9 protein-coding genes are annotated in these 13,212 nt (G+C 70.7%); 3 read left to right on the plus strand and 6 right to left on the minus strand.

What is annotated here, in order from left to right:
* Positions 1–131: 131 nt before the first annotated feature.
* Both ACFO60_RS00905 and ACFO60_RS00910 read left to right on the plus strand, forming a co-directional pair.
* Positions 132–629: a GNAT family N-acetyltransferase gene (locus ACFO60_RS00905; protein WP_380836421.1), complete on the plus strand. Its 498-nt coding sequence runs from the start codon at positions 132–134 to the stop codon at positions 627–629.
* Between the two features lie 364 nt (positions 630–993).
* Positions 994–3,048: a tetratricopeptide repeat protein gene (locus ACFO60_RS00910; protein ID WP_380835722.1), complete on the plus strand. Its 2,055-nt coding sequence runs from the start codon at positions 994–996 to the stop codon at positions 3,046–3,048.
* A 190-nt stretch (positions 3,049–3,238) separates the two neighbouring features.
* On the opposite strand, the gene ACFO60_RS00915 is transcribed toward ACFO60_RS00910, so the two are convergent.
* The 3 genes from ACFO60_RS00915 to ACFO60_RS00925 all read right to left on the minus strand — a co-directional run bounded on the left by ACFO60_RS00915 (position 3,239) and on the right by ACFO60_RS00925 (position 6,233).
* Entirely contained in the window at positions 3,239–4,156 is a 918-nt protein-coding gene (locus ACFO60_RS00915; RefSeq protein WP_380835724.1) for a carbohydrate kinase family protein, read from the minus strand.
* A 131-nt stretch (positions 4,157–4,287) separates the two neighbouring features.
* Positions 4,288–4,953 (minus strand): hypothetical protein, encoded by a 666-nt coding sequence (locus ACFO60_RS00920; protein WP_380835725.1) that lies wholly within the window; start codon positions 4,951–4,953, stop codon positions 4,288–4,290.
* A complete protein-coding gene (locus tag ACFO60_RS00925) occupies positions 4,950–6,233 on the minus strand; it encodes a hypothetical protein (RefSeq protein WP_380835726.1) in 1,284 nt (427 codons plus the stop codon). The genes ACFO60_RS00920 and ACFO60_RS00925 overlap by 4 nt, the downstream gene beginning before the upstream one ends.
* 135 nt (positions 6,234–6,368) lie before the next feature.
* Between ACFO60_RS00925 and ACFO60_RS00930 the strand changes: the two genes are divergently transcribed.
* Positions 6,369–9,674, plus strand: a complete 3,306-nt coding sequence (locus tag ACFO60_RS00930; protein WP_380835728.1) for an AfsR/SARP family transcriptional regulator — start codon at positions 6,369–6,371, stop codon at positions 9,672–9,674.
* Between the two features lie 619 nt (positions 9,675–10,293).
* Here the strand turns inward: ACFO60_RS00930 and ACFO60_RS00935 are convergent.
* The 3 genes from ACFO60_RS00935 to ACFO60_RS00945 all read right to left on the minus strand — a co-directional run bounded on the left by ACFO60_RS00935 (position 10,294) and on the right by ACFO60_RS00945 (position 13,114).
* A complete protein-coding gene (locus ACFO60_RS00935; protein ID WP_380835730.1) occupies positions 10,294–10,914 on the minus strand; it encodes a VOC family protein in 621 nt (206 codons plus the stop codon).
* Positions 10,915–11,131: 217 nt separating this feature from the next.
* Complete coding sequence (locus ACFO60_RS00940; protein ID WP_380835731.1) at positions 11,132–11,812, minus strand: response regulator transcription factor; 681 nt, start codon at positions 11,810–11,812, stop codon at positions 11,132–11,134.
* Between the two features lie 120 nt (positions 11,813–11,932).
* The gene (locus ACFO60_RS00945; RefSeq protein WP_380835733.1) at positions 11,933–13,114 is read right to left on the minus strand and encodes a sensor histidine kinase; all 1,182 of its coding nucleotides are present in this window, start codon (positions 13,112–13,114) and stop codon (positions 11,933–11,935) included.
* Positions 13,115–13,212 lie beyond the last annotated feature (98 nt).

Raw genomic sequence — 13,212 nt, forward strand, 5'->3', positions numbered from 1 at the left:
CCTCGGTCAACGCCGCTAGGGTCATGCCATGCACGACACGCCGACCGGCCACACGGAGCCCGCGGCGAACCGACCGGAGACCGACGATCACCGGCCCCCACGATTCCGGACGGAACCTGATGACCACTCGAATGACATCCGACCGGCTTCGGCTTGATCCGTTGGCCGTGAGCGACGCCGGCGAGATGGTCGAGGTGCTGGCCGGCGACGACCTGTACACCTACATCGGCGGCTCCGCGCCCACCCTGGACCAGCTCCGCGCCCGCTACGCCCGGCAGGTCACCGGGCGCTCCCGGGACGGCCGCCAGGAATGGCACAACTGGGTCGTCCGGAGGAAGGCCGACGGGCGCGCGGTCGGCTACGTGCAGGCGACGATCATGGACGACGGGCGGCGAGCCGAGATCGCCTGGGTCGTCGGCCTGCCCTGGCAGGGGCGCGGGTACGCCTCGGAGGCCGCGCAGGCCATGGTCGCCTGGCTCGGCTCGCGCGGCGTCGTGACCGTGGAGGCGCACGTCCATCCCGACCACGGCGCCTCCGCCGCCGTCGCCCGCCGCACGGGCCTGCTCCCTACCGGGCGGTTCAGCGGCGGCGAGCAGCTCTGGCAACACGACCAGGAGCAGGCTCCCTGACCGAACAAGGGAACACCGGCGGCACGCCCACCCGGCCGGACGCACAACGGCGAACCGGAACAAGACCGGCCGCTCTCCTCACGCGCCACAGCGCGGCCGGTCGCAGGCGAGGAACGTGACACCGTCGTCGTCCTGTGAACAGCCGGCGATCGGCGGCGCGGGCGAACGCCGAACTCGATGAGCAATGGTCCTTGACGAGACGTTAGGGCACGAGCAAGCATGGAAGTCCGTTTCAGTGCCGACAAGGTGGACGGTCTTCCACTGGGCCAGGCGATTTCACCAGACGTCCCGTCCCCACGACGTGTGCAGGGTGATGAACAGAGGTCCAGGTGACGACAACGCTCCTGAGGATCACGTCAACGACTTGAGCGGGTCGGTCGTGGGGCCTGTGGTCCAGGCGCGCGACATCCAGGGCGGGATCCAGGTGTTCCAGGGGTTCGAACCCCTGCCCACACCGTCCCAGCTCCCCCCGGCGGGCATCCTGGTCGACCGGGACGAGGCGTTGACCCTGCTCGACTCCGTGCGCTCCGACGATCGCGGAGCGGGCGTGCCCAAGGTGGCCCTGGTCAGCGGTCCCGCCGGCATCGGCAAGACGGCCGTCGCGCTGCACTGGGCGCACCGCGAGCGACACGCCTTTCCCGGCGGCCAGCTCTACGCCGACCTGCGCGGGCACGCGGCGGCCGAGCCCGTCGGACCGGCCGAGATCTTGGGACGGTTCATCAGGGCGTTCGGCATCGCCCCCGAGCGCATCCCCTCGGGCCTGGCCGAACGCGCCGCCCTCTACCAGTCGATCGTCAGCGAACGCCGTCTGGTCGTCGTGCTCGACGACGCTCTCTCGGCTGCCCAGGTCGGCCCGCTGCTGCCCGCCTCGCCGCACAGCGTGGCGGTGGTCACCAGCCGCTGGCGGCTCGCGGGCCTGCTCATGCGCGGCGCCCGCGGTGTACGGCTCGAACGGCTCTCCGCCGATGGAGCGCTGGACCTGCTGAGACGCACCCTCGGTGACGACCGTGTCGAGAGGGAGCGGGATGCGGCGCTGGAACTCGTCGAGCTGTGCTCGCGCTTCCCGCTGGCGCTGTGCCTGGCCGCCGCACGGCTCGCGACCAGGCCGAACTGGGACCTGGCCGAGATGGTCGACGCCCTCAGCCTTGAGAGGCAGCGCCTCAGCGCGCTTTCCGTGGAGGAGGACATCACGGTCCGGGCCGCCCTGACGCTGTCCTACCGCGGGCTCTCTCCGCCCGAGGCCGCGCGCGCCTACCGGTTGCTCGGGCTGTTTCCGGGCACGACCTTCGACATCCGTGCGGCCGCCGCCACGATCGGCGTCCCCCGCACGCGCGTCCGGTGGCTGCTCGGAGTGCTGGTGGACGCCAATCTGCTGGACGACGTCCCCGGCGGGTACCACCGGTTCCACGATCTGACCTTGCTCCACGCGCGTGAGATGGCCGAGCAGGAGGAGAGCCAGGCCGTCCGTGACGAGACCGTGCGACGGGCCCTCGACTGGTTCCTGCACACCACCCACAGCGCGAGCCAGGTCATATTGCCCTACCGGCGCCTGCGGCCGCCCGAACTCGATTACCCGCCTGCCGAGCCCCTCGTCTTCGCCGGGCCGGGCGAGGCCCTGGACTGGCTGGAGAACGAGTTCGGCAACGTGCGGACGGCCGCGAGGCTCGCCGCCGAGCGTCGATCGTTCCGCACAGCGTGGCAACTCGTCGACGCGCTGTGGCCCCTTTTCCTTTACCGGGGTCATCACGCCGAACGGCTGGCCGTCGACCGGCTCGGGCTGGAGGCGGCGCGGGCGTGCTCCGATGCCTCCGCCGAGGCCAGGATGCTGAACCGCACGGGCCTGGCGCTGCTCTCGCTCGGCCGGCCGGAGGAGGCCGCCGGAGAGTTCCGCCGATCGCTGCGCATCTGGCGGCGCTTGGGCGACCGGCTACGTGTCGCGGGCGCACTGCGGCGGCTGGGCATGGTGGAGAGGGACCTGGGCCGTCTCGATATGGCGATCACGCTCTTCGGCGAGGCGCTGGAACGTTACCGAGCACAAGGGGCGTCCCGCCGTATCGCCCTGACGTTGTGCGACCTTGGCGAGGCACTGCTGGGGCAGGGGCGCGGCAGGGAAGCGGTCGCGTCGTTGTCCGAGGCGCGCGACCTGCTGGCGGCGGAGACCGATCCGTACAACCAGGCACGGGTCCTCATCCTGCTGGGCCGCGCGAGGGCCAAGAGTGGCGAGGCCGCCGACGATCTGCTCGAGCGGGGCCTGTCGCGGATGAGGGACATCGGCTCCGGCTCCGGCGAGGCGCTGGCGCTGCGGGCACTGGCGGACCTGGCCCTGTCGGACGGCAGGGACGACGACGCACGCCGGTACGAGGAGGAGGCGCGGCAGGTCACCGCGCGCCTGGACACCGGCGGCCCCGCCGCCACGTGAGCCACGCCGCCACGTGAGCCACGCCGCCACGTGAGCCACGCCGCCACGTGAGCCACGCCGGCACGGACCGGTGGCGCCGCGGCGGTCACCGCCCGTCCGGACGCCGGGGGCCGGTGTCCCGAGCCGACGAACCGCCGCCGTGCCGGAGCGCGCCGCCCCGCGTGCCGCATGGGGCGACTCCGTTCCGACGTCACACCGTGGTGCGGACCGGGTACGCGGCCTCCAGTTCCACGAGTTCCGCCTCGCTCAGCGACGCGGCCACCGGTAGCCGGTGACCGACCTTCCAGCCCGCGTACAGGACCGCGCCGCGCAACGCGCGCGCCGCGTCCCCGGTGCGCAGCCATATATGCAGGAAGGCGGCGAAGAGCGCGTCACCCGCACCCGAGGTGTTGACGACGCCGCGCGGCGCCATCGCCTCCGCCCGGAGCAGGCGCCCGTCCCGGGTGCCGAGCAGAGCCCCCGCCGCCCCCATTCCCACGCACGCCAGCCGGCATCGCGGGTAGCGCTCGAAGAGCCGCCCCATCCACGGCTCGGGCCGGCACGGCAGGTTCTCGTGGCTGCAGAAGACGATCTCGGCGGCCTGGAGCCACGGCCGGTTGTACTCATCGGCCACATCGCCGATGAGATGGACGTCCACCGCGATGGGCACGCCGAGCCGGGCCGCCGGCGCCACCAGGGGCCGGACGAACTTCGCGTTGGTGAGGACGAGCAGATCGGCGCCCTGTGCCGCCGCGCTCACCCTTTCGAACGGATAGGCGGTCGCGTTCACCGGCTCGAGGTGGGGAAGTCCGAGGCGGCTGCCGTCCGGCGCGACCAGGGCGACACCCATGGACGACCCGTCGCCGTCGACCACACCGGGGCCGAGCAGTCCTTCCCGGTCCAGTTCGGCGCGTATCTGCGCTCCGGCGGCGTCGCGCCCGACCACCGTGCACAGGCGTACGTCGTCGTCGAACGCGCTCAGGACGCGCGCGATGTGACCCGCCGCTCCGGACACCCCGGCGGCCATCCAGCGCGGCGTGCACTTGGAGGCGTAGCGCAGCGGAAACTCCGGGACGCCCACCGACAGGTAGAAGCTGACCGCCCCGGCCACCACGATCTTCGGTTTCACGGACGCCCCACTGCCGCCGGGCGAAGCGGGCGCCCCACTGCCGCCGGGCGAAGCGGGCGCCCTACTGCCGCCGGGCGAAGACCGCCCGGCGCCTCCGGACACGGGCGGTCCTCCGCACGCGGACGTCGGTGTCACGATGTCCTCCTTCGTACGCTCCTCAGGACGGGACCGGCCAGTTTGATCTCCGCGCGGCCCGCGACCTCCAGCGCCCCCGGCCGTCCGCGGGCCGGGCCGGCGTAACGGCCGTGGACCACCGACGCCGTGGACAGGCATCCCAGAGGCATGCCGGCGGCCAGCCAGCCGTACAGGAAGGACCCGTACACGGCGGGTCCCGGTCCCGTGGCGGCCATCGGCCCGCCCGCCTCGACGATCTTCACCAGCTGTCCGTCCCGAAGCCCCGCCAAGCAGCCGCCGCGTCGCACGCCCGTGGCGACCTCGCACCCTGGATAGCGGCTCAGGACACGCGTCACCCTGTAGGCGGCAAAAGGGTGCGAGCGCCCGGCCGCCCCGACGACCACGTCCGCGACCTCCGGCCACGCCTCCCGCAGGCCGTCGTCGAGATGGACGACGACGTGGACGCCCTGGGAGACGAGCGTGCCCGGCGGCATCGCGCAGAAGCTCCGCGTGCCGTTGAACAGCATCAGGTGCGGCTCGCGCAGCGGACCCTCACGCGGAATCACCAGAATCGCCGGCGCGGCGACCTCGGCCGTCGCCGCCCGCGGCGCGGCGTCGGCGCGGCTCAAGTTGAACACATTCTTGAGCCGGAACAGGTGAACGCCGACGAGTCTCTCGATCACGTCCATCTCCGTTCGCCGTCGGCCGCACTCCCGTGTACGCCGGCGGAACAGGACCTGCAGGAGGTGGGCGGCGGCGCGGTGCAGGGTGGGCTGGACGGCGGGCCCCCATGGCCGGTCCACCGGTCCAGCAGGAATGGCACGGCGGCCGGCGCGGCCGCGGTGATGGCGGCGGGCTGTTTCAACCGCATCATCCGGTACATGAGGCGGCGCATGTTGCGGTCGAAGCGGCCGGGCGCCGAGGTGATGCGCTCGACCGCGCTCTTGTACCGGCCGTCTCCGGCCTCGGCCTGGATCCTGGTCAGCTGCTCGCGCAGCGATCCGCGAGAGGACAGCCGAGGCGCGACGGCCGCGAGCTCCCCGAACGCCGAGGCCGGGTCGACCTCGGACTCGGGAAAGTCCGTCAGGACCACCGGAGCCCCGGTGACGGTGCCGTACAGGGTCACCGACCCGTGGTCGCCGATGATCAGATCGGCCGCGGCGAGCACGGCCCGCCAGTCCGCGTCAGGAGGAACCAGGCCCAGGCCCTGCCGCAGAGGTCCGGCGAGCCAGGTCCTCACCTGCCAGACTCCGTGTCCGAACCAGATGTTCGGGTGCAAGAGCGCCACGACGCGAAACCCGCACGCGGGTAATTCGGCGAGCAGGCGCGACAGCAGCTCGGACGACCGCCCGAACAGTGACCGCGGCCCCCAGGTCGAGGTGACCACCACGAGCGTCTGGTCGTGTCCGACCGCCAGCGCCCTGCGATAGGCGTCGCGGTGCGCCAGACTGGCGGTCAGCCGGTCGTACGACGGATCCCCCACCACGGCCGCCGCCGGTACCGCCTCCGGGCACGTCCGGCCGAGCCGTCCGAGTTCGGAGTCGTGGGACAGCACGATCGCGGCCGGGACGACCGCGCCATCGTGCACCAGCCGTTGCGCGTCGAGCCCGTACGCCACGGAGCTCCCGACGGCGCGGACGCCCTCGCGCCCTCGCGCCAGCTTGTTGAAGCCGGCACCGTGCGGCAGGACGATCAACGGCGCGTGGATCTCGTGCACCGCTCCCAGGCTGGCCGCGAGCGCGAGGTCGAAGCTCTGCCGCGTGGCCTGCTCCCAGGGGAGGCAGATCGCGCCCAGTCCGTCGATGAACTCGGCCGCCCCGTTGCCGAAGACGTCGGGAGCCCTTGTGAACACGACCTGGATCCGCAGGTCCGACTCGACCAGCCGCACCGTGTCGAGCAGCCGCTGTCCCGAGGTCACCGTGTGCACGACCGCGAGAACCGCCTTGCAATTCGGTCGGGTCACCCACCTGTCCGCGTCGAGCCCGACCGGAACCCGACGCCATTCCTGTCCAGACATTGGTTTCCGTCTCCCCCTTGCCGGCCACCGGCATCCGGGCGAGGCTTCCTCGCCCCTGTCGCACAGCTTGGGTGGAGACCCTTGCGGAGAACCTTGCGGCGATCTTGTGTTTTACAGGCGGACCCACTTCTGGCAAGAGACGCTTTTACCGCTTCTCGCTCATGCCCTGGATCGATTGGCGCCGAGGTGATACTAATCCGGACGGATGGGCGATGTCCCAGGAAAGGGACTCGAATGGAATTTCGCATTCTCGGCCCGGTGGAACTGTGGTCCCAAGAGCGGCGCCATGATGTCGGCTGGGCCAAGGAACGGCTGGTCATAGCCGTTCTTCTCCTGGCTCCGGGGCGTCCGGTGCCCATCCGGTCGCTCATCGCGAAGCTATGGGACGGCGACCCTCCCGCACAGGCGGCGGCCCTATTGCAGAGCAGTGTCTCCCGGCTGAGGAAGCGTCTGCAGGAAATCGCCGGCACGGCGGAAGACGAGAGTGCCGGTCCGCGCCTGCGCCGCGTTTCCGGGTCGTACATATTGGAAACGGACGTCGAAAATATCGATTTGCACCGCTTCCGCAAACTACGCGCGGACGCCCGGGGGTCGGCGGGAGCCGGCGATATCGATAACGCCCTCCGGCTGTACCGCGAGGCGGAGGATCAGTGGCGCGGCGAGCCGCTGGCGGGTCTGCCGGGGGCCTGGGCCGACATCACTCGCAAGAACCTCGAAGAGGAGATGCTCGGCGGCACCATGGAGCGCATCACCTTGGAACTCGGCCAGGGTGACCACACCCGGCTCGTCGCGGAGCTGTCCGAACTGGTGACCCGTTACCCGTTGGACGAGAAGCTCATCGAACTCCTCATGCGGACGCTGTACGCGAACGGGCGGCAGGCGGACGCGCTGGCGGCCTACCGGCAGGCTCGCGAGCGGTTCACCGAGCAACTCGGCACCGAGCCGGATCCCACCCTGCGGGACCTGCATCAGCGCATCCTCCGCCGCGATCCCGGGCTGGTCGCCGGCACCCGCCCTCGGCACACCTCGGGCCCCGCCCCGCCCAACGACCTGCCGCGGGACCTCCCCACCTTCACCGGCAGGACGGACGAACTCGCCCCCCTGACCTCGGACAGGGTGCTCGACGGGGCGGCGGTGCCCGTACTGGCCATCGACGGTATGCCGGGGGTCGGCAAGACCGCCTTCGCGGTCCATCTCGCCCACCTTGTCGCCGACCGCTATCACCATGGCAGGCTCTACCTCGACCTGCACGGCCACAGCCCTCTTCACGAGCCGCTCGATCCCGCCACCGCCCTCGATCGCCTGCTTCGTCACCTCGGTGTGCCAGGCGACATTCCAGAAGGGCTGGACGCGCGAGCCGCCAGATGGCGGAAGGAACTGGCCGGGCACAAGGTCCTCATCGTGCTGGACGACGCCACGGGAACCCAGCAGATCCGCCACCTGCTGCCCGGCGAACCCGGATGCCTGGTCATCGTCACCAGCCGACGCAGGCTGACCGGCCTGGAGGGCGTCGAGTCGCTCTCCCTGGACGTCCTGCCCCCCAGGGACGCGGCCGAACTGCTCCACCGAGCCGCCGGTAGGCATCGCCCCCTCGAACCCGACGGCGTCGCCGCGGTGACCCGCCTCTGCGGCTATCTGCCGCTCGCGATCCAGATCGTCGGAAGCAAACTGCGACACCGCCCAGCGTGGAGCGCCGCCGACCTGGCCGACCGGCTGGGACGCGGCAACCAGCGCCTGGCCGAGATCAGAGCCGAGAACCGGGAGGTCATCGCCGCGTTCCGGCTGTCCTACGAGGGACTCACCGGATTCCAGCAGCGAGCCTTCACCCGGCTCGGGCTGTACCCGGGAACCGAACTGACCGCGCATTGCGTGGCGGCGCTGCTGGGACGTCCACTCGCCATCGCCGAGCGGTTCCTGGACGATCTTCTGGATCACCACCTCATCGCCGAACCGCGACGCGGCCGCTATCGCCTCCACGACCTGATCCGCGATTACGCCACCTCGCTCGCGGACCAGGAATCGGAGAGCGAACGGACCGAGGCCGTCCACCGCGTCCTCGACTACCACCTCTTCCTCGCCGACCGCGCGGACCGGCTCGCGTACCGCCATCGAGCCCGCGCCTCCGTCGAGGTGACCGGCCCACCGGCGGCCTCACCCGACATGGCGACCACGGACCAAGCACTGTCGTGGCTGAGGACAGAGCTCGACAACCTGCTGCGGTTGACCGCCTATTCCGCCGACCACGGCTGGACGCGGCATACCGCCATGTTCGCCCATGTGCTCAGCCGCCACCTCAGCTTCTGGGGCCACTGGGCGGACGCCGTCCGCGTCCATACCGACGCCATCGAAGCCTGGCGCCGATTGGACGACCCTCGAGGACTCGCCCGCGCGCTGACCGATCTCAGCGAGGTGCTGCGGCAGAGCGGCAGACTCGACGAGTGCCTCGACATCACTGCACAGGCATTGAGCATCCGGCAGGCGCAGGGCGACCGGCATGGCGTCGCGGAACTCCTCGACCAGAGCGGCCTCGCCCACTGGCAGCGTTCGGAGTTCGACGCGGCGCTGGGCCACTTCCAGCGGGCCCTCGACATCAGAAGGGCGATGGGCGACCACTATGGCCAAGCGATAAGCCTGAACCACATCGCCGGCATCGCCGACGCCAAGGGCGACTACCAAGCGGCATCCGACCGGCTGCGCGAGGTCCTCGCACTTCACGAGGAGGACGGCGATCTCCATGGCCGCCAGGTGGTCCTGAACAACATCGGCGAGTTGGAGGCTCGTCGCGGCCAATACTCCAGCGCGCTGGAGTATTACGAGCGGGCAGCCGCCCTCGCCCCCGAGACAGGACCCAGGGAAGAGGCCGGTCTGCTGCACAATACGGCGAACGTGTTACAGCATCTAGGCCGTCACGGTGAAGCGCTGGAACGCTACAGGAAAGCCTTGCGCCTCTACCGCGAGATCGGCGACCGGCGCGGCGAAGCGCACACGCTGAACAGCATCGGATCCTGCTATGCGGGCACGGGAAACGACGAACAGGCGCTGGTCCACCACCAGAGAGCGTTGAGCATCTCCGCGGATGTGGTGGAGCGGCAGCAGCAGGCGCGCGCCCTCACCGGCATCGGCGACGCCCATCAGCACGCACGTCGCCACCACGCCGCCCTGGAGTTCTACGAGCAGGCGCTGCGAGTGGCGCGCGCGATCGGCGACGTTCACCAAGAGGCGCAGGCCCTACGGCAGATGGGTTCCACACTCGACCTGATCGGCGATCCTGTCCAAGCGCGCCGGCTCTGGCGCCAGGCACTGAAGCTGTATGAGGACCTCGGCGTCCCCGAGGCGCTGGAACTCCGGACGCGCCTGCACAATCCCCCTAGATCGCCAGATGTGTAACACTCTGCACTATAAGCCGAGAAGTTCGCGATTCCATCAATCCCGCCATTGGTGAACGAACGCCTCATACCCAACTTTACGCTGCTATTCACTACATGTATGGATAAGTTGACAATGGCCGTGCATGTCGATCATCGCACCCCTAAGATCAAGACCGCATCGATGCACCAGTGAATTCCAGTCGCTATACCGCGGCCGATCGTTAGGAAGAAGATGAGAATCGCGATAGTCACAGCGGCAATGCTGTCGGCCTTCATCTGGCTCGTGCACGTTGCGCCAGCGCTCCCGATCTTGGGAGTAACCGCCTAGTGAGCTAGATGACCAGGTCCGGGACGGACAGGCGGACTCCGTCTTCCGTCCCGGACCCGGCCCGCCGGCTTGACGACCGCACCACCGCCCTTCACATCGCCGGCACCACATCCAGGAGAGGCCGAGCAGGTGGACCGCCTGGAACAGAGCCTGTCCGGCACCTTCCCTCGGCGTCGGCCCCGGAAGATCCTCCGCTCGATCTGTCCGACCACGACGGCGTCCCCGTCGACCTCCCGGCCCCCGCGCGGTGTGTCGCTTACCTCCTAAGTAAGCAGCGGCGGCAGAGCGAGCCGCTCGCCGATCCGCCTGATCAGTGGAGCGTGAGGACTCGGTCCAGCGCACCGATCTCTGCCAGCAGTGCCTGACGTTCGCCGGCCCGAACGGGGACGGCCGCCCCCAGCGCGGCCAACGCGGGCCGGATCTTCTCGGGCGCGGGATGGATGATCGCCAGTGACCTCAGCGGCACGACCGGCAGGCCGGCGGAGGGATGGGCGGTGGTCCCCCAATCGATGAGGAAGGGCAGCGGCCCGCTCAGCATCGGGGTGAGCCGCCAGGTGAGCAGGGTGCCATCCGGCCTGCGCCGTGACATGGCTTCGGGCTCCCCCGGGTCGTACCCCGCCTGCCTGGCCGTCGCCACCCGCTCGTCCAGTCTGCCGGGCTCGACCGCGAGGGCCCAGCCGGCCAGCGCCGGTGCGGCGAGTTCGTCGATCCCGAACGGGCGGGGCCGGCCGGGAGCCGGCTGGCCGGGATCGGGGCCGATGATCTCCAGATAGGCCCGGCCGCCGAGCCCGAGCAGGTAGTTGCGCGTGCCGAGCCCCGGATGCGGTCCGCCCTCGACCGGCCGCACACCCGTCGACTCAGCGACCCAGGCCACCGCCGCCGCCAGGTCCGGACTCGCGTAAACAAGATGATCCAGAGCCCGATCGATCACCACGGATCCTCCACGTCCGACGAACGACGACCGTCAGGCTATCTCCGACACGGCCCGGCGTTCGCCCGTCCGAGAACCACGGGGCGCGCCTGACCGGAGGCGGAGCCCGTCGCGCGATCGCATGGAGCGACCGCCATAACGCCGCTACCGCTACCGCGACCCCGGACGCGAAAGCGAGCGACGACCATGCGGTGTTGTGCTGGATCTTCTTCGTGCTCTACCTCTCGATTCCGCGGACGTCATCGGTGATGCGGTAGCCGACGCCGGGGGTGGTGGTGATGATCGGAGGGGGGCCGAGTTTGCGGCGCAGGCGGCCGACGGTGACGGTGACGGTGTTGGTGAACGGGTCGGCGTGTTCGTCCCAGACTTGTTCGAGCAGGTCCTCGGCACTGAGGAAGGCGGGGGTGGCGCGCAGGAGGGCTTCGAGGAGGGCGAATTCCTTGACCGACAGGTCGAGTCGGCGGCCGTCGCGGGTGGCCGTGCGGCGCAGGGGGTCGAGTTCGATGCCCGCGGCGCGCAGGGTGCGGGCGCGGGCGAAGGGTCGGCGGCGTGACAGCGAACGGATGCGTACGACCAGTTCGGGGAAGTGGAAGGGCTTGGCGAGGTAGTCGTCGGCCCCCAGGGTCAGGCCGCTGACCCGGTCGCCGGGCGAGCCGGCCGCGGTCAGCATCAAGACCATGACGCGGTCATCGCGTTCGGTGATCATCTGGCAGAGGGTGTCGCCGTGGATTCCTGGCAGGTCGCGATCGAGGACGACCACGTCGTAGGTGGTGAGGTCGAGTTTGGCCGCGGCCTCCAGGCCGTCATGCGCCACGTCCACGGCCATGCCCTGATCGCGTAGACCTTCGGCCAGCACGGCCGCCAGAGAGCGCGCGTCCTCGACCACCAGCACCCTCATACCGGAACACCCGCCCGCACCGCCGCCAGAGAGCGCGCGTCCACGACCACCAGCACCCTCATACCGGAACACCCGCCCGCACCGCCGCCGGAAAGCGCGCGTCCTCGACGACCGGCGCCCTCACGCCGGGACACCTGCCTTGACGGCCGCGAGAGGCAGGGAGATGGCGACCTGGAGGCCGCCTTCGGGCCGGGCACGCAGGTCCAGGCTGCCGCCGTGGGCTTCGGCGACGGCGGCGACGATCGACAGTCCGAGCCCGGAGCCGTTGTCGGAGCCGGTCCGGTCCGCGCCGAGCCGCTGGAACGGCTGGGCCAGCCGCGCGAGCTGCTCCTGGTCGAGAACTCGCCCGCCCGTCTCGACGACGAGCCGCGCCGTCGCGCCGTCGGCCGCGGCGGCGACCCGGATCCAGCCGTCGTCGTGGTTGTGGACGACCGCGTTGTCGATCACGTTGTCGACCATTCGGGACAGGAGCGTCCGGCTTCCCCGCGTCCAGGCGTCGTCGTGGACGTCGCCGTGGTGGACGGTCAGGTTCTTGTCCGCGATGTCGGCGGCCCGGGCGTCCAGGGCCGCGGCCACCACGCGGCCGAGCGAGATCGCCGCGCGGTCGGACAGGGCGCCGTGCTGGGTGCGGGCGAGCATGAGGAAGCCTTCGAGAAGCCGGTCGACCTGGTCGAGTTCGGTGCGGATCCGGTCGGCGAGAGCGATCGTCTGCGCCGGTACGGGCTCCGGCTTGGCGATGGCCACGTCCAGCGATGCCCGCATGGTCGCCAGCGGGGTGCGCAACTCGTGGGAGGCGTTGGCGACGAACCGGCGCTGCGCGGCGAAGGAGCCCTCCAGCCGTTCCAGCAGCCCGTCGATGGTGTCGGCGAGGTCCTTCACCTCGTCGGCGGGACCCGGTACGGCGAGCCGCTGGTGCAGGTTGTCGGCGGAGATCCGCCGCGTGGCCGCGGTGATCGTCCGCAATGGGCGCAACGCCCGGCCCGCGACGATGCGGCCCAGCACGACCGAGAGCACGGCCATGACGGCGAGCGCGACCGCCGAGCCGATGAGAAGCCGGCGCGACTGGGCCGTCTGCGTCTCCGCCAACTGGGCCTGGAGGCGGCCGACGAGGTCCTGGGCGGCCGCGAGGGTGGGCCTGCCCGGCGGGCTGCCGGGCGGCACGATCTCGCTGAACCGTGACCCGCTCCCGATGAGGTTGGTGATGACCAGCAGCGCGACGGCGGACGCGAGGAACGCGCCTCCGTACATGACGGTGAAACGCCACCGTACGGTACGGGTCGGCAGCGCCAGGCGTCGCGGCATCCTCATAGGTCCTCTCCGGTTCCACGCAGGTCTCCAGGATGCCGTGCCGGACCTAACAGCGATATGACAGCCCCCATTCGGCCCGTGTTAGCGCCTTC

It is taken from the genome of Sphaerisporangium dianthi (genome assembly GCF_042654065.1).
Taxonomy (GTDB): domain Bacteria; phylum Actinomycetota; class Actinomycetes; order Streptosporangiales; family Streptosporangiaceae; genus Sphaerisporangium; species Sphaerisporangium dianthi.

Excerpts from the sequence above, each read along its gene's own strand:
- ACFO60_RS00905 (WP_380836421.1), top strand. The coding sequence starts at position 132 with ATGACATCCGACCGGCTTCGGCTTGATCCGTTGGCCGTGAGCGACGCC.
- ACFO60_RS00940 (WP_380835731.1), bottom strand. The coding sequence starts at position 11,812 with ATGAGGGTGCTGGTGGTCGAGGACGCGCGCTCTCTGGCGGCCGTGCTG.
- ACFO60_RS00945 (WP_380835733.1), bottom strand. The coding sequence starts at position 13,114 with ATGCCGCGACGCCTGGCGCTGCCGACCCGTACCGTACGGTGGCGTTTC.